At 63.0% G+C, this 21604-nt stretch carries 20 protein-coding genes; 13 read left to right on the forward strand and 7 right to left on the reverse strand.

Annotated features, from left to right (window positions below; translation table 11 throughout):
• Positions 1-501: 501 nt before the first annotated feature.
• Together ACZ9HU_RS16180 and ACZ9HU_RS16185 are read left to right on the forward strand one after the other, a co-directional pair.
• Positions 502-993, forward strand: a complete 492-nt coding sequence (locus tag ACZ9HU_RS16180; protein WP_476106426.1) for a hypothetical protein — start codon at positions 502-504, stop codon at positions 991-993.
• A gap of 373 nt (positions 994-1366) precedes the next feature.
• The gene (locus ACZ9HU_RS16185) at positions 1367-1591 is read left to right on the forward strand and encodes a hypothetical protein (RefSeq protein ID WP_476106427.1); all 225 of its coding nucleotides are present in this window, start codon (positions 1367-1369) and stop codon (positions 1589-1591) included.
• Positions 1592-1703: 112 nt separating this feature from the next.
• Here ACZ9HU_RS16185 and ACZ9HU_RS16190 read toward each other — a convergent pair whose 3' ends face one another.
• Positions 1704-1922 carry a hypothetical protein gene (locus ACZ9HU_RS16190; RefSeq protein ID WP_476106429.1) on the reverse strand — a complete coding sequence of 73 codons (219 nt, stop codon included), beginning with the start codon at positions 1920-1922 and terminating at the stop codon, positions 1704-1706.
• Between the two features lie 658 nt (positions 1923-2580).
• On the opposite strand from ACZ9HU_RS16190, the gene ACZ9HU_RS16195 reads away from it, so the two are divergent.
• From ACZ9HU_RS16195 to ACZ9HU_RS16225, 7 genes are all read left to right on the forward strand, one after another.
• Positions 2581-2871: a hypothetical protein gene (locus ACZ9HU_RS16195; RefSeq protein WP_476106430.1), complete on the forward strand. Its 291-nt coding sequence runs from the start codon at positions 2581-2583 to the stop codon at positions 2869-2871.
• Positions 2861-5155 (forward strand): type IV secretion system DNA-binding domain-containing protein, encoded by a 2295-nt coding sequence (locus ACZ9HU_RS16200; RefSeq protein ID WP_476106431.1) that lies wholly within the window; start codon positions 2861-2863, stop codon positions 5153-5155. The genes ACZ9HU_RS16195 and ACZ9HU_RS16200 overlap by 11 nt, the downstream gene beginning before the upstream one ends.
• 3 nt (positions 5156-5158) lie before the next feature.
• Entirely contained in the window at positions 5159-8218 is a 3060-nt protein-coding gene (gene mobF / locus ACZ9HU_RS16205; protein ID WP_476106433.1) for a MobF family relaxase, read from the forward strand.
• Between the two features lie 46 nt (positions 8219-8264).
• The gene (locus ACZ9HU_RS16210; RefSeq protein WP_298672322.1) at positions 8265-8465 is read left to right on the forward strand and encodes a hypothetical protein; all 201 of its coding nucleotides are present in this window, start codon (positions 8265-8267) and stop codon (positions 8463-8465) included.
• Positions 8466-8510: 45 nt separating this feature from the next.
• Positions 8511-9149: a hypothetical protein gene (locus tag ACZ9HU_RS16215; RefSeq protein WP_476106435.1), complete on the forward strand. Its 639-nt coding sequence runs from the start codon at positions 8511-8513 to the stop codon at positions 9147-9149.
• Between the two features lie 177 nt (positions 9150-9326).
• Positions 9327-10985, forward strand: a complete 1659-nt coding sequence (locus ACZ9HU_RS16220; RefSeq protein ID WP_476106437.1) for a hypothetical protein — start codon at positions 9327-9329, stop codon at positions 10983-10985.
• Positions 10986-10998: 13 nt separating this feature from the next.
• Positions 10999-12621 (forward strand): hypothetical protein, encoded by a 1623-nt coding sequence (locus ACZ9HU_RS16225; protein ID WP_476106439.1) that lies wholly within the window; start codon positions 10999-11001, stop codon positions 12619-12621.
• Here the strand turns inward: ACZ9HU_RS16225 and ACZ9HU_RS16230 are convergent.
• On the reverse strand, positions 12618-13133 hold the full coding sequence (locus ACZ9HU_RS16230) for an SOS response-associated peptidase family protein (RefSeq protein ID WP_476106440.1): 516 nt from the start codon (positions 13131-13133) through the stop codon (positions 12618-12620). The two genes, ACZ9HU_RS16225 and ACZ9HU_RS16230, sit on opposite strands and share 4 nt — an antisense overlap.
• A 57-nt stretch (positions 13134-13190) precedes the next feature.
• On the opposite strand from ACZ9HU_RS16230, the gene ACZ9HU_RS16235 reads away from it, so the two are divergent.
• Positions 13191-13808, forward strand: coding sequence for an SOS response-associated peptidase (locus ACZ9HU_RS16235; RefSeq protein ID WP_066703426.1), 618 nt, complete (start codon positions 13191-13193; stop codon positions 13806-13808).
• Positions 13809-13812: 4 nt separating this feature from the next.
• Here the strand turns inward: ACZ9HU_RS16235 and ACZ9HU_RS16240 are convergent, their stop codons facing one another.
• The 3 genes from ACZ9HU_RS16240 to ACZ9HU_RS16250 are packed head-to-tail and all read right to left on the reverse strand — an operon-like array spanning position 13813 to position 15557.
• Complete coding sequence (locus tag ACZ9HU_RS16240; RefSeq protein ID WP_476106443.1) at positions 13813-14424, reverse strand: hypothetical protein; 612 nt, start codon at positions 14422-14424, stop codon at positions 13813-13815.
• Entirely contained in the window at positions 14393-14590 is a 198-nt protein-coding gene (locus ACZ9HU_RS16245; protein WP_476106445.1) for a hypothetical protein, read from the reverse strand. Before ACZ9HU_RS16245 ends, ACZ9HU_RS16240 begins: the two co-directional genes overlap by 32 nt.
• A 52-nt stretch (positions 14591-14642) precedes the next feature.
• Entirely contained in the window at positions 14643-15557 is a 915-nt protein-coding gene (locus ACZ9HU_RS16250; RefSeq protein ID WP_476106446.1) for a hypothetical protein, read from the reverse strand.
• A gap of 128 nt (positions 15558-15685) precedes the next feature.
• On the opposite strand from ACZ9HU_RS16250, the gene ACZ9HU_RS16255 reads away from it, so the two are divergent.
• From ACZ9HU_RS16255 to ACZ9HU_RS16265, 3 genes are all read left to right on the forward strand, one after another.
• The gene (locus ACZ9HU_RS16255) at positions 15686-16222 is read left to right on the forward strand and encodes a hypothetical protein (protein ID WP_476106448.1); all 537 of its coding nucleotides are present in this window, start codon (positions 15686-15688) and stop codon (positions 16220-16222) included.
• Positions 16219-17622: a hypothetical protein gene (locus ACZ9HU_RS16260; RefSeq protein ID WP_476106450.1), complete on the forward strand. Its 1404-nt coding sequence runs from the start codon at positions 16219-16221 to the stop codon at positions 17620-17622. Before ACZ9HU_RS16255 ends, ACZ9HU_RS16260 begins: the two co-directional genes overlap by 4 nt.
• Positions 17623-17701: 79 nt before the next feature.
• The gene (locus ACZ9HU_RS16265) at positions 17702-18199 is read left to right on the forward strand and encodes a GNAT family N-acetyltransferase (protein ID WP_476106451.1); all 498 of its coding nucleotides are present in this window, start codon (positions 17702-17704) and stop codon (positions 18197-18199) included.
• 79 nt (positions 18200-18278) lie between these two features.
• Here ACZ9HU_RS16265 and ACZ9HU_RS16270 read toward each other — a convergent pair whose 3' ends face one another.
• Positions 18279-19376 (reverse strand): DUF4238 domain-containing protein, encoded by a 1098-nt coding sequence (locus ACZ9HU_RS16270; RefSeq protein WP_476106452.1) that lies wholly within the window; start codon positions 19374-19376, stop codon positions 18279-18281.
• A gap of 17 nt (positions 19377-19393) precedes the next feature.
• Positions 19394-21547: a hypothetical protein gene (locus tag ACZ9HU_RS16275; RefSeq protein ID WP_476106453.1), complete on the reverse strand. Its 2154-nt coding sequence runs from the start codon at positions 21545-21547 to the stop codon at positions 19394-19396.
• Between the last annotated feature and the right edge of the window lie 57 nt (positions 21548-21604).

Here is a 21604-nt window from a genome sequence, read left to right on the forward strand (position 1 = left end):
CCAGTCCCGGCGCCGCGGCCTTCGCAGCGCAATCCGGCGCCTAACACAGACCCTTCCCGGCACCAAGGCGAAGTGCGTTCAGACCCTTGCGGCGGTCCAAACGAAGCGCCAGCGTGTCCATCAGTTCGCTGGCTGACGTCGATCTCTAAATGGTCCGTGAAGATCGGTGGCGCAGGGCCCGGAAACCATGCCGCGCATTCGTGTCGCGCCTATGACACGAGGGCGGCCGGTGAGCACAACCAGCCCCTGTCGCACCCGCATCTCGGCATCAGACGGAGCTTCATCGCCACATCATGACGCTGGGTGTCGATCGGCTGTCAAGGATCAGCGGTTCCCCCGATTTTGCCGCCACTCCGCTACGCGTCCCGGCAACAAAATCGGCTCCCCCGCTGCCCGCTGCGCGGCGGCTTCGCCGTCCCTGACCGCCTCAACACCGCGTCCCGATGCGACCATCCTCATCGATGCAAGATGGGGAGCAACCACAATTCTATCGGAGGCAATATGACATCGCTCGACCAATTGCTCCGCCAACTTTTCTCCACGCCGGTCTGCCCCAATTGCGCAACGCTCTATGACGACGAGCAATTTGATGAAGTCGACGAGTGCGCGCGCTGCTCCCACTGCGGCACGACCTACCAAGTTCCCGATGGCTTTCGGCCTGCCCATCCGGAAGACGCGCTCGAATATGCCGTTGAGGACGCCTCAGCCTCCACCTCTCTCGCGCAATTCCGCAAGGACGCGGATCGTCTTGCCGCCGCCGCAATCCAGGAGACGAAAGGCGCGTCCTACGAACTCTACGCCCAGCGTTTCACCGAAGCCTGCGAGCCCTATATCGACGCCCTCGATCCGGCGCTGCGCCATCAGGCGATCAGCATCGCAAATTATCACGGCTTCATCGAGGACGCGGCCGGACTGGAGGCTGGCTTCGGTCCGGGGCGCTGCTCCTTCACGGGCATCGAGGAGGATTATTGCCACTGCGGCCGGCATCCCTGAACCAGAGTGGGATCGGGTCTCGCGCCCGGTCCCTTTTCTCTGCTGCCCGGCGTCAAGATGCCCGCTCGCTCGCGTGCCGCACGGACCCTTCGGTCCGCGCGCCGCTACGCCTTGCCGTTGCGCTCCCCCGAGAGGAAAAATCTCTCACAGTCTTCCCATTCTGTCGGGCGGACGAGACCGTCTCAAGCCCGGCGGGGCCCCACCATTTTCTTCGGCGGAGCGGGCGCTGCGCATCATCGGCGGCCGGGGTGGCCGCCGAAGAAAATCGTGACCCCCACCGCCGCTTCGCGGTCGCCGGCAAGCCGGCGAGGCCTGACACGGTCCCGCCCGCCCGACGCCATTCCCCTGTCATTCAAGACGACAGGAGACGAACATGCAGACGATCTCGAACATCATCACCGATCACAATGCCGCCTACTTCGCCGCCGTCGCCAATGCCGAGCGCCGCGCGATGCACAGCTACTTCGACCAGCATGTGGTCGAGGACGATGAGCTGGGGTTCCTTGCCATCGACGAGGGCGATTACGGCGCGCTCGGACAGGCGATGATCGACCGGATCGTCTACACCGCGCCGGGCGGCATCATCGACGAATTCTGAACGACAGGGGAGGGGCTGCGGCCTCTCCCTTTTTTTGCTGGGAGAGGAACGGTCACGGGGGGCATCGAGCCCCCCATGACCGTGCCGCGGCGTTGCCGCGGCGGGGGATGGTTCAGGCCTTGAGCCGCTTCTCGACTTCCTCGAAACCCAGGGTCTTGATGCGGCCCGTGAGATCGGCAAGCCGCTTGGGATCAAGCTTCAGCAGTCCGGATTTCTCGATCGTCGCGATCGCCTGCTCTCGCTCTTTCTCTTCGAGCTTCCTGCGCCGCTCTTCCAGCCGGCGCTGATCCTCTTCGAGAGCCTGTCTCTCCTGTTCCAGTGTCTTTGCCATAGGTGCCTCTTGTGAAGGCTAATCGGGCTATGAACAGGGCAAGCATAGCGCTGATTGGTGAGGGCAGGAAGAAGAAGATTCATAGGGCTGGGCGCATCGGGCCTGCGCCCGATGACGGCTCTATTCGCTAGGGCTCCCGATGCCCTTCAGGCAACGGCAGCCCAACCTCACGGAGCCAAGGCATGCGCCTTGTCTCCGCCCTTCGGGTCACGATCCTCGCCTTTCCAACGCGGCCTATGGGCCGCCGTTGATGCTGCGCTTCGGGGCTTTTCCTACCCTGATCGGATCGGTGACGCCCGCCTCGCGCGTTCCGCCTTACGGCGGCGCGTACCTCGCCGGACCCGGCAACCGGCTCCTCTTCGATGACATCCAGACAGACCCAGGGACAGGGGATCGGGCTCTTGGGATTAGCACACCCTACGCACCTGAAGGTGCATGAGTTCCGTTGTTTCACAACGGGTTAGCGCGGAAGGGAAGGAGACTACGTTGTAGTACGGGATGACAGGCGGGCAAAAACGGCGGAAATCAGCCATTCGCGCGTAGTCTGTGAGACTACGGCCTGCTGGCCCATGACGATCAACTTGCCGGAGCCGGGCCGCTCGGCTATAAATAGAGCCATTCTTCAGTCCCCACCAGCCTCCCTGCTAGGAGGTTGGTTTTGGCTACCAGTTACCGGCATTACAACGTCCGCCTGGAGCGCGCCCAATGGGACCGCCTCAGCGTGATCGCCACCGAGCAGAAATTGAGCGTCGCCGACGTCATCCGGTCGGCCCTCGATGTCTTCCTCTCATCCTCCGACGTGCTGACCGCGAGCCAGCGGCGTCTCGCCCGGATCAGCGAGTTCCAGCAGCTCGTGCTCGACGTCATTCTGCGCGAGCAATATCCCGAGCTTCGCGACCGCCTCGTTGCCGAAACCGACAAGCGCTTGGTGCAATATCATGGCGCGTGAGGACATCCGCTCGAACGGGAAAAACATCCCGCTGACCCACCACTCCGCGCGCGGCCGCGTGCAGCGCAATTCGGGCAACTTCACCCGCGGCTCCCAGCTTCTCACCCACGAGATGCTGATGTGGTTTTCGGGCGCGCGGCTGCCCATCATGGTCTGGTTCTTCGCCTTCCTCGCGGCCTGGTTCGTCATCCTCTCGATCCGCCTCGACGAGCATGGATTCCAGCTCGTCTGCATGAAGATCTATTCGGCCCTCTGGAACTGGGTCGACCTCAATCCCAACAAGCGCGTCAATGTCACCCTGCCCAATGGCGAGATCTACAAAACGGTCATGCCCGTGGTCCCCTATATCCCGGCCGTGCAGCAGGCCTGGGAGACCACCATCCGGGCTCTGATCGGCTCGATCCTCGTCTCGGTTTTCGTGGTCGCGCCGCTCACCATCTGGTTCGTCGACATCTCGCGCCGCCGCGGGCGTTCGATCCTTCAGGAACGCCATGAGCGCGGCGCCATGCTGGTCGATCGCGCCGTACTGATTTCCGAAATCGCGCAGCACAATGCCGAGAAATTCGAGGAGGACGCGCGCCAGTTCTTCCCCGGCCGCTCGCCCGCCGCCGTGCTCAGACTGCCGTTCGCGACGCGAAAGGCAGGCGGTATCCATCATCCCTATACGCTCGCCGGCATTCCCTATCCGCACCGCCTCGAGCAGTCCCATTCCATGCTGATCGGCACCACCGGCGCGGGCAAGACCACCGAGCTCAGGAGCCTGGTCAGCCAGATGCGCCAGCGCCAGGACAGCGCCGTGATCTTCGATCTCACCGGCGCCTATGTGGAAGCCTTCTACGATCCCATGCGCGACACGATCCTGAACCCGATGGACCAGCGCTGCCCGGCCTGGTCGATCTTCAACGACTGCTCGACCTACAGCCATTTCACCTCGGCCGCCGCGGCGCTCATTCCCTCTGATGGCGGGTCGTCCGAACCCTTCTGGGCGCTTGCGGCCCGCACCCTGTTCATCGAGATGTGCGTGCGGCTTCAGGAGCGGGGACAGACCACCAACCTCGCGCTCGCCGAGAACCTGATGACCGCCGATTTGAAGCGGGTGCATCGCTTCCTCGCGAACACCATTGCCGACCCGCTGACCGCACCTGAAGCGGCCCGCATGGCGGAATCGATCCGGGCGGTCTTCAACACCAACGCGCAGGTCCTGCGCTTCCTGCCCGACGAAGGCGAGCCGTTCTCGATCCGGCACTGGATGACCACCGAGCGCGCGCCCGGATCGATCCTGTTCGTCACCTCCGATTACGACGATCTGGAGATGAACCGGCCGCTCCTGACCTTGTGGATGAACATCGCCATCACCAGCCTCATGACCCTGCCGCGCACGCGCAGCTTGCGGACCTGGTTCATGTTTGATGAGGTCGGCGCGCTGCACCGCCTGCCGGCGATCGAGAAGGGCCTTCAGACCGCGCGCAACTTTGGCGGCGCAATGATCCTGGGGCTCCACAGCTTCCAGAAGCTGGTCGAGGTCTATGGCGAGGAAGGCGCGCGAAATCTCGCCTCGCTCGCCCGCTCCAAGCTCGTCCTCGCGACCAGCGAGTTCAAGACCGCCGAGGAGTGCTCGCAGTATATCGGCAACCGCGAAGTGCGGCAGATGGATGAGGCCTATAGCTACGGCTATAACAACAACCGCGACGCCTCGACCCTGACCCCGCGCAAGCAGGTCGAGCCCCTCGTGATCCCCGACGACATCACCAACCTGCCCTCGATGCACGGCTTCGTGAAATTCCCCGATGGCTTCCCGGCCGCGCGCATCCTGCTCGAATGGAAGGACTACCCGACCGTCGCGCCGGGCTTCCTGAAGCGCCCCGTGATGCAGCCCGTTCGGTCCAAACGCGGGGAGGAGATTTTCGAGGAAGACGGGGGTGAGGCCGGCGGCAGGGACGGCGCGGTCCAGATCGTGGATGAGGTGGTCGAGCCGACCAATCTCGCCAAGGAAATGGCGGCGCGGATCTTGCAGTCGCCGAGCGAGGACCAGGCCGCCGAAACCGGCCGTACCGCCCCGCGTAGCGATGACCGCCCGGTCCCCCAGCAGGCAAAGGGGTCAGGCGGCGGAAAGGAGGATGGCGCGCGCGGCCGGGACGCCCAGCAGGAGGCCGGCCAGCGGCCCGCCGACGATCGGCGGGGCCCCTCTCCGCAGGCGCCGCTGGTCGAGGATCAGACCCTCATCGAACTGCGTCAGGGCTTCGCCGCGGGCCGTGACCAGGACGATCTCGACATGGGGATCTGATCCATGCTCTCGGTCGCCGCCGTCCGCTCCGCATCAGGCGCCGCGAACTATTTCGCGAAGGACGACTTCAAGGACAATTACTACACGGCCGATGGCTCGTCCGAGGTCAGCGCCTGGGGCGGGGCAGGGGCCGAAGCCCTCGCGCTCGAAGGCGAAGTCAGCCGGGAAAGTTTCGAGCAGATTCTGAGCGGCGTGCTGCCGAGCGGGGAGGGCGTCGCCCAGGTCGAGAACCGGCGCAACGGCGTCGATCTCACCTTCTCGGCACCGAAGTCCGTTTCGGTCATGGCCTATGTCGCCGGCGACAAGCGCGTGCTTGCCGCCAACATGGTCGCGGTTCAGAAAACCATGGCGTGGGTCGAGAAGAATCTCGCCGAAGGGCGCAAGGACGTCGAGGGTCGCAAGGTGCCGGTGCCGACCGGCAAGCTCGTCTATGCGCTGTTCCAGCACGACACCAGTCGCGCGCTCGATCCGCAGGCCCATGTCCACTCCGTCATCGCCAATCTGACCCAGATGCCCGACGGCAAATGGCAGGCGCTGCACGCCGATAAGATCTGGTCGAACAACGCGGTCATCGGGGCGATCTACCACGCCTACCTGCGCGCCGGGCTGGAGAAGCTCGGCTACCAGGTCGAGCTCAAGGGCAAGCACGGCACATTCGAGATCATGGGCGTGCCCAAGGCGATCATCGATGCCTTCAGCCAGCGGCGCGAGGCGATCCTCGAAAAGGCTGCCGAACTTGGCATCGTCTCGGCCAAGGGGCGCGACGGGGTGACCACCACCACCCGCGATCCCAAGCTCAACGTCGAGGACCGCGACGGGCTCCTTAAAGGATGGATCGACAAGGCGGCGGAGCTCGGATTCGACGGCAAAGGTCTGCTTGCCTCGGCGCTCGCCCGGGCAGGGCAGGGCGCCGCCGACAACAAGCTGGAGCGGGGCTTCCGCGCGGTCACCGACGCGATCGCCAGCGCGCGCGATCTCATCGGCGGTTTCCTTCGCTCGCCCGATCCGCTGATCGATAGCGGCCTTGCCCGCGCCACGAAATCGCCGGCCGTTGCCCGCACGCAATTGGCGGTCGCCTCGGCCGTCCGCATCCTCGCCGAGCGCGAGGCGGCCTTCGACGTCAACAAGCTCTCGAAGACCGCGCTGGACCTCGGCCTGAAGGGCGTAACCATCGAGACGGTCGAGCATAGGATCGAGCAGCTCCACGACAATCGACAGTTGATCCCCGGTGTCGCCCGCGCCGGCGACAAGGGCATCCAGATGGTGACCACCCAGGAGGCGCTGCGCACCGAGGAGGCGATCCTCAAGGCGGTCGATGCGGGCGTGGGCAAGGCGGTGCCGATCCTTCCCGCGCAGGAGGCGCTCGCCCGCCTGCAGGAGGTCGCCGATCGCCCGCTCAATGCCGGTCAGCTTGCAGCCGCGACCCTGATCCTCTCCTCCGAAGATCGGACCGTGACGGTCCAGGGCGTCGCCGGCGCCGGCAAGTCGACCATGCTGCAGGCGGTCGCCCGGATCGCGGAAGCCGAAGGCAAGGATGTTCTGGGGCTCGCCTTCCAGAACAAGATGGTCGCGGACCTCGCCGAGGGGGCCGGGATCAAGAGCCAGACCATCGCCTCGTTCGTGCTCGCCAACGAGCGCTATCTGACCGAGCGCGATACGCCGCGCTACGAGGACGCGCGCGAGCGGCTCGGCGGCGCGATGCTGGTGGTGGACGAGACCTCGATGGTCTCCAGCGCCGACATGCTGAAGCTTCACAGCATCGTCGAGGCGCTCGGCATCGACAAGCTCGTGCTGGTCGGGGATCGCCAGCAGCTCTCCTCCATCGATGCCGGCAAGTCCTTCGCGATGATCCAGGCCGCCGGCGGCACGATGGCTCGGATGGACGAGAATATCCGCCAGCGGACCGACACCCTGCGCACCGTCGCCGCGCTCGCCAATGTCGGCAAGGCGGGCGAGGCGATGAAGGTGCTGGGCGATAACGTCCACGAAAGCGCGAACCCGCCCGAAGAGGCCGCCGACAGGTGGCTCGCGCTGGGGGCGGACGACCGCGGGGCGACCCAGGTGTTCGCCTCTGGCCGGGAGTCCCGCGCCATCATCAACCAGCGCATTCAGGACGGCCTTGCCGCCGAAGGCACCGTGCGCGGCGAGGGTATCCATCTGATCGTCTATGACCGGGTGAATCTGACCCGCGAGGAGCTGCGCTATCCCGCCAGCTATCGGCCCGGCCTCACCCTGGATGTCGGCCGTGGCGGCGCGCAGGACGTCGGGCTCGCGCAGGGACGCTATGACGTCGCCAGGGTGCTCCCATCAGGCAAGGTCGAACTGGTCGATGGGCGCCGCAAGATCCGTTTCGACCCGCAGCGTCTCTCGCCGACGGAGAAACGCGACCGGCTCGAACTCACCGAGAAGAAGGATCTGCATATCCGCGAGGGCGACCGCATCCGCTGGACCGCGAACGACAAGCCCCGCGACCTGCACAATGCCGCGCTCGCCCGGATCATCTCGGCCGACGCCTCGGGCATCACCGTCGAAACGGCAGGCAACCAGACCCTGACCTTGGCGCCCGGCGATCCGATGCTCTCGCGCCTGGACCTCGCCTACGCGCTCAACATGCACATGGCGCAGGGCATCACCACCGACAAGGCGATCACGGTCATGGACAGCCATGAGCGCAATCTGTCGAACCAGCGCCTGTTCAATGTCGGCGTGACGCGCGTGCGCGACGAACTCACCATGATCGTGGACGATAAGGAAAAGCTCGAACGCCAGCTCGACCACAATGCCGGCAACAAGACCTCGGCCCTGGAGACGGTCGGCCGCCTCGATATCGACGGCAAGAAGGGCGGCGCCAAGCCGGTGAAGTTCGATCCCGGCCCGATCGACGGGATCAACCTCGCGGATCAGCCGGACATTCTCGCCGATTTGCCGCCCATCCCGGACGGGCCGATCGAGCCCGCAGCGCCGATCAAGGGCGACGGCCTCAAGGCGCCCCCGGACCTCAAGCCCGAAAAGGCAGACCTGTTGCCGCCGCTGCCCGAGCGCAGCCTCGGCCTTGATCTTTGATGACGAACGGCCGGCGCGGTGCCGGTCCTATGTATGGAGAATGGCGATGGCATGGGATTTTGACGAAGGCGGCAAGTTCGGCAGCGAGAAGGCGGCCGAAGACTATGCCCGGCGTAACGGCCTCAGCAACGCGGACTTCCGCACCCGGCGCAAGGGTGATGAGGTCGAGTTGGAGATCCGCCGCTCCGCCGTCGACGGCCGAAACCTTCGCGACACGGGCGAAGGCCGCAAGGACGGTTGGTTTTGATCGGGACGTCATCGGCCCGGACATTCGGCAGGAGGCGGTTGTCCAATGGGCATCGATGATCGCGACTATATGCGAGCGCGCCACAGGCAGCGCGCCAACCGGACGAGATGGAACGAGGGCAGAGGGCGGATCGAGGCGGCCTGGCTTGATCCGCGCCACCAGCGATATCGCCGACAACCGTCTGCAGCGGCGATCGCTGTCCGCTTCGCCCTGCCGGTGCTGAGCCTGCTGCTGATCCTGATCCCATTCTATGGGGACGCGCAGCGCCATGGCTGGATTCCCGATCTCGAGCCGGCGCAGCCGTTTCCGGAGAGCGGATCGGTTACGGTTGCAGCCAATGTTGTAGGTCTGATCAAGCGCAGCAATCTCACGATTGAGGCGGCCGATTCCAACACGGTGGTGCAATTGATGGACCCGGATACGAACGCCCATGCACTGTCGATCTATGTTGCCGCTAATGACCGAGTGTCCCTGCCGGTGCCTGCCGGTACGTACCGGGTCCGCTTGATCGAGGGTCGGAAGTGGCACGGCGCGAAGCGCTATTTTGGGCCGAACACATCCTATGAGACGGTGGCCAAGCTGATGGAATTCACACCGGCGATGGGCCACATCATCGATCTGCATCGTCGGCCCGGGGGCAATCTCGAGACCCGGATGATGGGCTCACGACCAGCGCCGCTTTGACCGCAGCGGCCCGCCCCACCTGCACCTAAGATGCCATCAATGACACTTTACCCAGAAACGCCTGGTAGAGTGTCATTGATGACAATCATTGGGCGAGGGAATGTGCGTCGTTGATGCCTGAGCCAGGCAGGCATGTTAGCGAAGGCGTCCGCCATAACGACGAGAATCGCCACCTGAATGCCGCACCATATCTTCTATTCCTGGCAAAGCGACACGGAGAACCGGATCGGTCGCGGCTTGATCCAGTGGGCGCTGGATCGCGCCATACGCACCGTCAATGCGGACGCCGACGTCGATCCGGCCGATCGTGAGCTTCGCGCCGATCGCGACACCGTCGATGTGCCGGGAATGCCGCCGCTCGCGGACACCATCTTCGGAAAGATCGACCGGGCGGTCGCCTTCCTGTCCGACCTCACGCATGTTGCCACGCGCGCCAAGGGCCAGCTCTCGCCAAACCCCAATGTCCTGCTCGAACATGGCTGGGCGCTAAAATCGCGCGGGTGGGGCAGGATGATCGGCGTCATGAACACGGCGATGGGCCATCCCGACGAGCACCCCCTTCCGTTCGACCTCACCCATTTCAAACGCCCGATCCTCTTTCACTGTCCGGCCGATGCGACCGATGAGGACCGTCAGGCGGCGCGGGCAGGGCTTCAGAAGGACCTGGAGAGCGCCCTTCGCCTGATCCTCGACGATGAGGTTCTTATGGCGGCTGCGCCGCCGGCCGAGCCTCATCCCCACGATGTCGAGCTTTTGCAGCGCTATCGCCAGCAAATCCCGGAGCTGCTGCGCCAGTTCCTGCGAGACCATAATTTCGGAACGCCCTACCCGCGCAAGGCGCTCGATCCGCTCGATGACATGGCCGCCACCTGGGCGGGCGCAGCCTTCGATTTCGAGGACCCCGCGCTACAGGAGGCCGCCATGGCGGTCCGCGCGGCGAACACCTCTCTCATGGAACTGGTCTATGAACGCATCCATGTGATGGACCGGAACCCCAACATGGCCTGGCCGAAGACCGACTATGACGTGCGGCACGGCATGCAGCAGAGCACTCTGGACGCGATCAGGGAGCTCAATGCGCGCGCCGGAACGCTGATCGGCGCGATCGACGCATTCGAGAAGGTTGGGCGTTCCCGAATCCGTGTCGCGCCGCCGGCGCCAGCGGCGCCGCAGGTGGATCCCCGCTGGGAGGCCGCGCGGACCGCGATTTCGGAGCTGGCGGCGGACCGGATGCGAGGAGGGCTTCCCGAGATCGTCGCCATGCCCAGCATGACGCTGCGCATTGTGCCCTTGGCTGCGATGGATCGGCCGGCTCTCGATCCAAAGACCGTCCTCGCTGCGGCGCTCCGCTTTCCGCCTGACAGCCAGGTCCGGGTTCAGTCGGATTCGGACGAGCGCCAGTGGTGGAGCTATGGCCTGCCGCTCATTCAGACCGAAAATAACCCGGAGACCCGGTGGCGCACGCGCCTTGTTCGACCCGGCCTGATTGAATTCGAGGCGATGATCGGCGCCCGGATCGACGACGATCCCGAAATCCTGGTGGATGGCCGCGAGCTGGAGGCATCGATCGCAGCCCACCTCGAGCGCCTTGCCGCCGTGCTCGCCGACGTAGGACTAGCCGGTTCCGGCCTCGTTTCCATCGCATTGCGCGGGGTGGAGGACGTCGAGTTGACGCGTGCCCGCGGTGGCGGTCGCAAGATCCGCAAGCCCGAGCTGTTCCTGCCTGAGCTTCAGGTGACCGATCTTGCCGCGCCGATGCAGCCGCAGCTGCAGGAGCAGTTCAATATCCTCTGGCAGGCGTCGGGCTGGGCCGACGGCTCGCCCTCGTTCGGCTGACCGGGCCCGCGCTGTGAAGCTCAAGCCCCCGTCACCGGAAGAGGGAGATGCCGGTCTTCAGGCGTTCCGTGAGGCAGCAAAGCTCCACGAGGATACGTTGCGGAGCCGGATGTCCCGCGAGTTCTATCGAAAGGACCTGGCAAAATGGCAGAAGCTCTATGCGACGCTCGCCGGAAAACGCGTGGCAGGCTCGGCAGCGGCCGTTCATTTCACTCGGCTATCGGTGCTCTGCGGTGAGCTGCTGACAGAATATGGTCCGGAAGGGCCGCCCAAGAAGCGGTCGCCCAAGGCGGTGACGCCAGTGCCGATGATCTATCCCGATTTCCCCGACGACATCACCCACCGCATCCACTTCCTCGAAGGGCCGGGGATCCGACGGCAGCGCGCCGTTGAGCTTTCGGCCCATGCCCCGGGCATTTCGAGGCAGACCTCGGCGCGCGGCCGCGTCCTTCTTTCGATCGGGGTTCGCCAAGATCAGGTCCGCCTGTTCGAACGCATCGTCGAAGCCATCGGCGATCTCGCCATGGCTGATTACGCCGCCGCAGGTTTCGACATCGGCTATGTGATGCGACCCGAAGGGATCGCCCAAGGTCAATCCTGGACGGCCAATCCCCTCGATCCGGCGCTGCCGATTGCCCGCGTGTGGGAGGATAATCAGCGGGCCCGGGGTTACGGATTGCAGGCGCGCCTGCTTGGCGACCAATGGCGCGGTGCTGACGGGACCGGCCTCCCAGGCGATCTCCCCGATCTCGATGGCGGACCTTGGGACCCCGATCCGCATTGGCAGCGCGTTCTTGAATTCACGGAAGCTGACCGCCTTGATGAGGCGCTCGCGCTTGTCGAGGCGGTGCCCGGCCGCGATCGTGAGCCCTTGTTCGATGAGGTTATCTATCTCAGGTTCCTGACTGGATCGCCGCTCCATGCGCAGGATGTTCGCGTGCTGGCGCGCAAACATGCGGAATCATCGCTCATTGCGGGGCGACTGCTTGAGGAATTCGAGGCCTTTCTAGGCCATCTTGATGCGCAATTTGCGCTGGAGCCGCCTGTCCTGGAGGAGCTAATCAGGCTTCGGCCGGATTTCGGGTCGACCATGATACCCCCCATGCCGCCCGCTTCGGATTGGGCTGCCTATCGGCGCCATATGGCGCAGTTCACGAACCATGGCGCGCGGCGCGGACGGATCTTCTCCATCAACATCGGCGCCGCCGATACCGGGGCATCGGCGTTCTTTGCGACCGCCATGGTCGCTGCCGAAGAGGCGTTCCGCCGCGAGCGGTCGATTCCCGAGATCGGACGGGGCTGGGTGTCCGAGGTGGCGCTGCTCGATCTGGTTCGAACCCTATGGCCCTCCGCGGTCCATCAATGGCGCCCGGCGTTCCTCGGCATGCAGTCCGTCGATATCCATGTGCCGGAGTTGGGTCTCGCCATTGAGTATCAAGGGCAGCAGCACTACGCGCCCGTGACGCTTTTCGGCGGCGAAGAGGGGCTCAAGCTTACCCAATTGCGTGACGAGAAAAAGCGCACGCTGCTGGCTCGCCACGGTATGCGGCTCCTTGAATGGCGCTTCGATGTTCCGATCACCAGGGCAGAGCTGATCGCTCAGATGGCGGCGATGGACATCCAGATCCCGGACTAGACGGCAAGCCTCGTCTGCCTCGGACCGCCGTTTATTTCCTCGACGATGAACGTGCGGGCCGGCGGTGTTTCGAGAAGGTCGATCTCTGGGAGCAGGTGGTCGAGCCATTGCATGCGTTGCCGGCGCAAAATGATCGCACCGTGTCGATCCTGATAGTGGCTGACTTCGGGGTTGGCTGCGACGGTGATGACCCGGAAGGACAGGGGCCACTCGGCCATGGCGGGCTCCCAGATCGCCGCGAGATAGAAGAAATTGCCATCCTCGAGCCGCACCCGATACTGCTTGCCGCCGCTTACGGTCATGTGGAATTCCGACGCGGGCACCAGGCAGCGCTGGCTGGGGAAGATCTGGCCCTCCGAGCGCACGAAGCGGAAGGAGGCGCCGCCGCTGAAGCGTGGATTGGAGCCCCACCGGGCCTCGACCATTTCTTGCATATCGTCCGGATTTCGCCGGATGATGGGCAAGAGCTTCTCGAGGGGGGCCTCGGAGTCGAACGGTGTTGGCATCGCCATTGCAAGAACATATATAGAACGACAATGAGTCGCAAGGACCAGTGGAACGGATGACCGATGTGCAATGATTATCGCCTGGAGGTCGATATCGCGTCGATCGTCGAGGATTTTGACGACCTCAAGATCAAGATCAAAATGCCCGAAGGGACGCCCAATGTCGCGGCCCGCGCGGACATCAACATCAGCGACGTCGCGCCGATCGTGCGCAGCGGCGAGGGCAGGGGATCGGGCGAGCTCGTCAATCGGCGATGGAGCTGGCCTGGCCAGAATGGGCGGCCGGTCTATAATTTCCGCTCCGAGGGCCGCGAGTTCACTTCGCACCGCTGCCTCATTCCGGCCGACGGTTTCTACGAATTCACGGCGCCGCTCGAACCGGGCCAGAAGCGCAAGACAAAATGGCTGTTCACGATGAAGGACCATCCCTGGTTCTGCATCGCCGGCATCTGGCGATCGCATCCGGAAATCGGCGAGGCGTTCACGATGCTGACGATGGAACCAGGCGAGGATGTCGCGCCCTATCATTCCCGTCAGATCATCCCGCTACCGCGCGACCGGTGGGCCGACTGGCTTGATCCCTCAGTGCCAGCAGAGGAGGTGCTTGGCCTCCTGCCGAAGGGTAGCCTCCTGCCGTTGCAGGTCTATCCACCGGCCGCGGCGCAAGCGTCGCTGCTTTGAGGTCTCAGGCCGCCGGCGGCTCAACATCCGGCGGGTTCATATAGACCCTGAATCCAACAAGATCCTCGTCGGTCGGATTCTCCATCTCGGGAATATAGCGGATCGTCTCCGCCACATCGCGGCGCGTAACATAGTCGATGATCGAGCCTCCGTTGGAGAGCTCATATTGCATCGAACCGCAATGGCGGTCGATCGTGGCGAGCCCGGGCGCGAAGGCGATGGGCTTCTTGTTCCCCTTCTTGCTCACCTCATGCTTGGCGAGGGCGACGCGCAGGAATTCCAGCCTGGTGAAGCCCATTTCCGTCCGGCGCAAATCGATCCGCATCTGATCGACGAGTTCGGGTCGCTCATGGGCATCGCGAAGCTGTTGGGCCCGCAGCTCCCTATCGTAATGCCGGTAGCCGAGATCGCGTTCGAGGTTGGTGGCCTTGAGATTGATCCCGCCATTCTCCGCGAGCTTGATGACCTCCTCGCACCGTTGGCGCCAGGTGCGGAGCAGTTCGTAGGCCGCATAGATCCACATGGGTGTCAGGGCCGACAGCTGCGCCATCCGGCCGCGCGGCGGTTCGTCGTCGAGTTGATGCTCAAGGATCTCCTGCTCGATGTGATTGAGCATGTTGGCGACCAGGCACAGCTGGCTCGCCTGCATCCTCAAAAATTGGATTCTCGCCGAACCCCGCCAGGGTCATCAGAGCTTCGTAGAGTTCGGCCTGTCCGATCTCCACCACCGGACGATACCGGGGCTCATCATCCACCTCGTCGGGATAGGGTTCGTAATCCACGGTCAGTCCTTTCGCGCCGGCCGCGATCGCGCCGGTCCGGGGGTGATAGTGCTCACGAGACCTTCTCCCGGAGCCAGGACGACAGTCCTGCGTCGAGGACCATCCGCGCGAGGCGCTGCGGCCCGAGCAGAATCACCCCTTCAGGGCCTTCATTCTCGGGGATGTTGCCGGTGTGCCATACGAAGAACATGCGATCATAGGCCTCCGCCTCGGCCAGCCGGCCGACATAGTCGTCGAGGGATGCCCGCGTGGCCTGAGATTTCACCTGCACGAAGGCGCGTTCGGCGGTGCTTGGAAGCATGAGTTCGAGGTCGATCGTCTTCTGGGTCCGACCGACCTGACTGAGCCGGCGCCATCCGCTGCTCGAGAAGACCAGATCCACCAGCAGTTCGAAATCCTGCCAGGTCAGCAGCCGCATCAAGGGGATGATCGCCGCGGTGAGGGCGCGTTCTGCCTCTTCCGCGGCTGCAACTTCCGGGGATAGTTCATCGCTCAGTCGGCGCAGCAGATAGTCTGCCGCGCGAACGTCGCAGATCGTTCCGCGAAACATCTGGACCTTGAGCAATCGTCCGGACAGCCGGTCGGCCGTCAGCAAGCTGCCGCCGATCGACGTGCTGTGCCAGCCATCTAAGGTCGCGCGGCGGTGGCTGTTGTCCGACAGGATCTCGATATCGCCTACCGGCCGACACCAATAGAGCAGGCCGCCGACGAATGTGATGAAAATGGTATCCTCGTCGCTCTCGTAGAATGCCCGGATTTGCTTCACATCGCGGGTGGCAGCGCCGGCGTCCCCGCGACGCTCCTTCATCGCTTCCCAGACGCCCGACCAGTCGCCCGCCACGCAGAGGTCGTGCGGCACTTCGCGATAGCCGAAGCGCAGAACGCCATCGCGGATGCTTTCGGCCTCCCAATCGCCGCCCCGGCCGAGCTTGATGTAAAAGACGTTCGCCGCCGTAACTGCGGTCATGGAATCCCCCGTTGTCAGCAGGGCAATTCCGATCAACCCGCCCCGCATCGCAAGCTATACCTTCATCGTAGAAAAGATATTGAAGAGCTTGCCCCGATCAGACGGAGGGCAGCAAACCAGGGGGGCAAATGACTAAGGCAGACAGCAACGCGCATCGCAAGAAATCGTCAAAGCCCTACAATGAGCGCACAGATCTCGAAAAATTGCAGTCACAATGGACCAAATTATCCGGCCTGCACCTTCGAGAAGAGCCATCCGCGGCGATCGTCCGTTGCGCGACGGCAGCCGAGATCGCGGCCAACTACGCCATTCGGACGGAATGGTCCCGCAAGACCGAATTCGATGACACCATCATCGACATGTTCCTGCGCTGGGCGAACGGCCTACCGCTCAAGGTAACCCGTCTGTTTGTGCCGGTCTATTTTGCGACCCCGGACGAGAGCCAGATCGGCAAGGCGCTCAAGGCATCGGCCGAGAAGATCAACACAGTGCGCAACGCGGTGGTGCACCAAGGAGCCTTCAGCAATGCCGAAGAGGCTGAAGCCGTGATCGCCGAGGCGAAAAGCTTCATCAACACAATCGTCGGCCTGTCGATCGAGAATTTCGATATCGAGGCTGCGGCGCAGGAATGGCAGGCGTCCCGCAAGAGCGAGGAGGCCGAATGACCTCGACGCTCGGCGGTCTGACCGTCACGCTCGGCAAGAAGCTCAAACAGTCCGACGATTTCCTGAAGGCCAAGCACAATCTGCTGACCCAGTTCGACAGCATCGATGATCTCGTCACGGACGAGACCAAGCTGTCTGCCAAGGACCGCCAGGCGATCGAGCATCATATCCTGCAGCTTCGGGCGGCGATCGCGCGAACGCTCTGGTCGAACGAGTTCTACGTCGGACGCTCGCTGCTCGACGATTATATCCTGCACACCGCCAAGAATGGGGGCGGGGATGTGCCCGCGCGGGTCATCGCGGGGCTCGCGACCGCCGGCGCCGACAGGCCGGGCTTCGTCCTCTATCCGCTGACAGGTTTCGGGATGGAGATGCCGCGGATCTTCGCGAAGGACAGCAAGCTCCGCTCCGAGGCGATCTTCAGGAAGGCGGGCTTCGCCGTGAGCACCCAGAGCAATTCGTTCGATGCGGCCGTCGCCAGCATTGAGCGGATGGCAAGGGGTCTCGGGGTGAAGCAGCGCATCGACAAGTCGGATTTCCGGCACTTCGCTTACTCGGCAAAGTGGTTCGGAAAGAACCCGCTCATGCTGGTCCGCCTCACGTCGTTCACTGGCGATATGTACGAGAACCAGTTCGTTTATTCACTCAAGATCAGGGTGGCAGCGGCGAACCTGCTGATGCTGCATTGCCTGTCGCAGGAGGCGGTCGGGCCGCTCGACCGGCACCGCAACTCGTCCTTCGTCAACAATTTCGAGACGCTCGACATCGCCCATTATATGATCGGTGAGGCAATCCCTGGCCGCCGGATGTCCACGCGCCGCGTACCCATGAACGTCTCCCAGCTCGAGCTGGCCAAGCTCTCCGACGTCGCCGCGACGCTTTCGACCAGCGCACTGGCGACGTCCCGCATGCGGCGGCTCGCGGCGAAGGTGACGCAGGCGTTGAACACGGTGGAGCGAGGCTATTTCCGTCACGTCAGTATCGCGACCCATTCGAAACCGGAGAGCCGCCTGTACCGCCGTCTGCTCACCGCCCTCGACTGGTTTCGGCAGTCGTTCAGTGCCCGCGCGAACGAGGCTGAGGCGATTGTGGCGCTAGCGGTGGCGTTCGAGACGCTGCTCACGGATCAATATGCTTCCGGGATCGCACAGCGTCTGCGGCGCCGGATCGGGATTTGCATGAAGGGGGTGCCAGGGGTGGCGCGCTATCAGGCCAGCGTCCTGGCGATCTATTACGCCCGCAGCGCAATCGTTCATACGGGCGAGCCCGATCATGCGACTGACATTCATCGTGGCCAGGTCGCCTTCACGCGCTGCTTCTGTGCGATCGCCGAGCGACTCACGACTTGGACACCGACCTCGAATAACGCCATGGGCGACCTGCTGGGCGATGTTACATGAGACCTCTATCCGGCTGAACCTATCGACACGCCGCCAGCGTACCGTTGAGGGCCTTCGACCCTTTGCTATGATGAGACCGATGCAGATACGACCCGAAAAACCTGAGGATGAGGAATCAATCCGTACCGTAACCACTTCAGCTTTCCTCGAAGCGGAACATAGTGACGGCAACGAAGCGGCAATCGTTAATGGGCTGCGAAATGCAGGTGCGCTGACGATCTCGCTGGTCGCGGCCGACGGTGGGAATATCGTAGGCCATGTAGCTTTCTCCCCAGTCATGATCGATGGCGTTCTCGACGGGTGGTTTGGGCTTGGCCCCGTGTCGGTTGACCCGAAATGCCAACGAGAGGGCGTCGGGAGTGCGCTGATCGAGGCGGGACTCGCCAACCTGAAGCGGCAAGGCTCGAAGGGATGCGTGGTTCTCGGCGATCCCGCTTACTACCGCCGCTTCGGCTTTGCCGTCGATCCTGACCTGCGTTTGGCAGGTGTCCCGCCAGAGTATTTTCAGCGGCTTTTGTTCGATGAGCAACGCCGCAGCGGTATCGTCACGTATCATCCCGCATTTGGCGGCGAATAGAGAACCCTACGCGCTATCGCTTGCATCGCGTTGAGAGGCTTGGTGCTTCAGCGAAAATCGCGCTATCGGCGCCCTCACGCTAGACCGAGATCTTTCGATAGCCGCTTCCCTGCACGAATTCCTGTTCAAGGCACCAGCGGCGGGTCAAGCCAGCGCCGGTGTTATTCGAGTAGGCGTGCGCGTTCGATCGGAAGCGCAGAAATGAGGGCCAGGTCGAAGGGGCTGGGTGGTTCGTCGCTACATGGACAAGCACCTTCTCCCCGCTTCGGATATCGGTGGGCTTCCTGACGGCGTAATGTTCACCCCAATCGTCGCTCTTTTCGAGGACGACCTGAGTGACCGTTTGCCGGCTGGCAGGCCGTCCGGGTTTTGCGGCCTCTACTTGCGACGCGATTGTATCGCGGTCATCCCATTCCCGGAAATACACGTTGGCCCAGCAGCCAAGAACCTGATGGGCGTTGAGCGCCTCGATATCCTGATGCCGATCGATGTCGATCCAATGCGCCCGGTGGCCAGAGGTATAGACAGCCCCGTCGTACAGGATTGCAAAGAGAGATGGTGAGAGTGGCAGGAAAAAGATGGCCCCCGCGGTTTTCACCCCGAAACTCGGTCGGACCTTGCGCGGCCGTTGGATATGCAGGCGGTTGGTCAGGATGGCCGGATCGTCGGAGGTGATAAAGGGGAGGCCTGTCCGGTTTCGCGCGATGCAAAGCGTGAGATCGTCGACGATCCGCATCGTGTCCTTGTAGTTCAGCATCGCGGCCTGGACGGCCTCCTTCGATGCCTCCTTCACCGTTGGCACGGGAAGGTCGGATCCAGGAACATCTTGCAGCGCCAGCGCCATTTCACTGGCTTTCAGCGAGGCGGCTTCCGTCCGGAGGTATTGAAGATAGATGAACCGCTTGAGGACGACCTTGACCGCCGAACCGACCGCACCGCCATCGGACAGGTGGCGGACGATCGGCCCATATGGGTCCTCGACGAAATTGATCGCGTTCTCGAGAAGCTTGTTTTGCCCATAGAAATAGTCGCCTGAGCATTGATTCCTGACGGGCGCGTTGGGAATGGCCTTCATGCGATCAAGATTGAACAGGTTGATCGCCAATCCCTCTCCGTTGACCGTGAACGGCCGAAGGTGGACCCGAGGGACGAAGTGCTGATTCTTGTTGTCGGCCATCTACCGGCTTGTCCGCGTCATGCGTGTTCAACGGCCGGGTAGCTTGCCACCATGATCTCCTGAAGTTTCAGAGGATCGAGGACATAGGTCGCGAGCGTAAGTCGCCTGTATCCCATCGCGACTTCCCAATCTGTGGGGTCGAGCGCCGCGAGTTGCTTTGCGGCGATAGAATCCCCCTCGAGATAGGTCACGAGATCGAGCGCATGGAATTCGCGTCCGGCCCAGATCGACAGACTGCGCTCCTCACCGCTCAGCTTGCCCATGGTCAGGACATTGATGAGTTCATGCGCCTGGCGAACCGGATGGCCGTTCAGGGCCGCACCATGAAAGATACGATTTGCGGTGACGATTCCGGTGTGGACTTCGGCAGACGGATCGACCGCCCAGCCAAGCTTCTTCAGCAATTGGCTCTTGTGGGTCGTCTCCGAAAAGACCCGCCGCCGCTTGTCCAGCTGGTCGCGCCCGACCTTGATGTGATCATAGCTGTTGCGCATCTCGTGGGGTGAGCACGGGTGGTAGGCGTTCTTGCATTCGAAGAAAAACAGATGGCCATCGCGCCAGGCGACGATGTCGAGTTCAAAATCGAGCCCGCCGGCACGCAGTTCCACGCCGGATTCAACCTTGAACCCCGCGGATTTGAGCGCGTCGATCACTGCGTTCACCATCTGGTCTTCGGGGCCGAGTGCGATCGGTCGCAGACCGTTGGCCACGATGGTGTTGCGGACGAGATTCGAGGCGGCCAGCACCTGAGGGGCAATGACGTAGTAGCCACCGAGGTCGATCAGCGGTCGATATTGCAGATCGATGTGACCGGTGCTGATGGTCATTTTCATCAGATCGATCAGGGAGCGCACCTTTGCTTCGCTCCTAAAAATCAACATCATCTGCATGAAGAGATTGTCGTGAGACATCACAAAGACGGTCGACGTGAAGGTGAGGAATGTGCGTTCGGCCTCGTCCTCGATCCGCGCCAAGGCCCTTTGGTACACACCGCTCAGGAAGGTGAAGTATCTCTGAAATTTGAAGATGTCGGTGGTGGTGACATGCTCATTCACATCGGCGATCAGATCGCCGACGTTCCCAAAGTTGTTGACATCGAGGAGGAGGAGGCTCTCCACTTCCTCGCGAAACATCTGGTCCCCAGCGAAGATCGAGAAAATTTCTGGCGCCGTCGGCAGCATCATTCGATAGCGTCTGACCGGCTTTTCCGCGAGTTCGAGCAAGCCGGGAAAGGCGTCACGTTCAAAGCCCATGTCGAGAAAGTCACCCATGGACATCGGCGGGTTTGAGTTCCGGAAACGGTGGATCCGGATCATCGCTTGATTGTCGCTCTGAATGTAACCCAAGCGGACGGAGCGCTCTATGTCCGGGTCGATCGATGAGATTGCGACGGTCTCGCCTTCGATGGTCGCCTGATAGGGCAACCCATCAATCTGGGTTTCCGCGTCCTTGAATTTTGTCAGGCGCACGGCCGCGAGGAGCAGTCGTTCATAGACCACCGCGTCCGTGGTGATGGCAGCAATATCGACGTGATTGCAGCATTCGTCAGTGATCGGGAACAGCGAGGCGTAGATCGAGAAGATCAGCGAGGCGCCGTCCACATATTCTTCGGTGGTGTAGCGGCGAGGCGACCAGGACGGCTGCGAAGGGTCGGCAACCCAGCCCTGATAGAACTGGTTATTGAGAATCACGAGCAGGGTCTTGAGAACGCAATCACGCCGGCTCCCGAGGATTTTGACGATTTCGTCGTAGAGCGCGCGCGCGTTGGAGGCCAGTTTGCTGAGCGCAATCACGGACTCGAAATAGCGTGCGCGTTCTGGAGCGTTCAACAACGGCCGTATCTGGAGTGCGGTCTTGGCGAGGGTGCCGATCAGATTGCCGGCGTAGCTGTAACGGGATGCACGCAGCACACCTGCCCGGCGCAGGCGGGGCACCACGTAGTCGGCGTCGATATATAGCAGCGCGAGCAGTGTCGCGATCGCCTCGCGGCGGCGTTTTGCTTCGATATGATCGCCGAGCATCTCGATTGCGGATCGGATCTCGGCGCCGAGCGCCTTTGACATCGCAGGCCGCTGCGCTTGGCCCAGCTTGGCAATCATGTCGGCCTGATTTCGCGTCGCAAGCAATGTGGCGATGAGGGCTTCAACTGTGGCGGCGGACGAAGATACCATGAAACGCTGCTTTCCTGCTCCGGCTGTTCCTGGCGCGCCTCGCTCACCTGCCCACAC

Source organism: Novosphingobium sp. Sphag1I, from assembly GCF_056279125.1.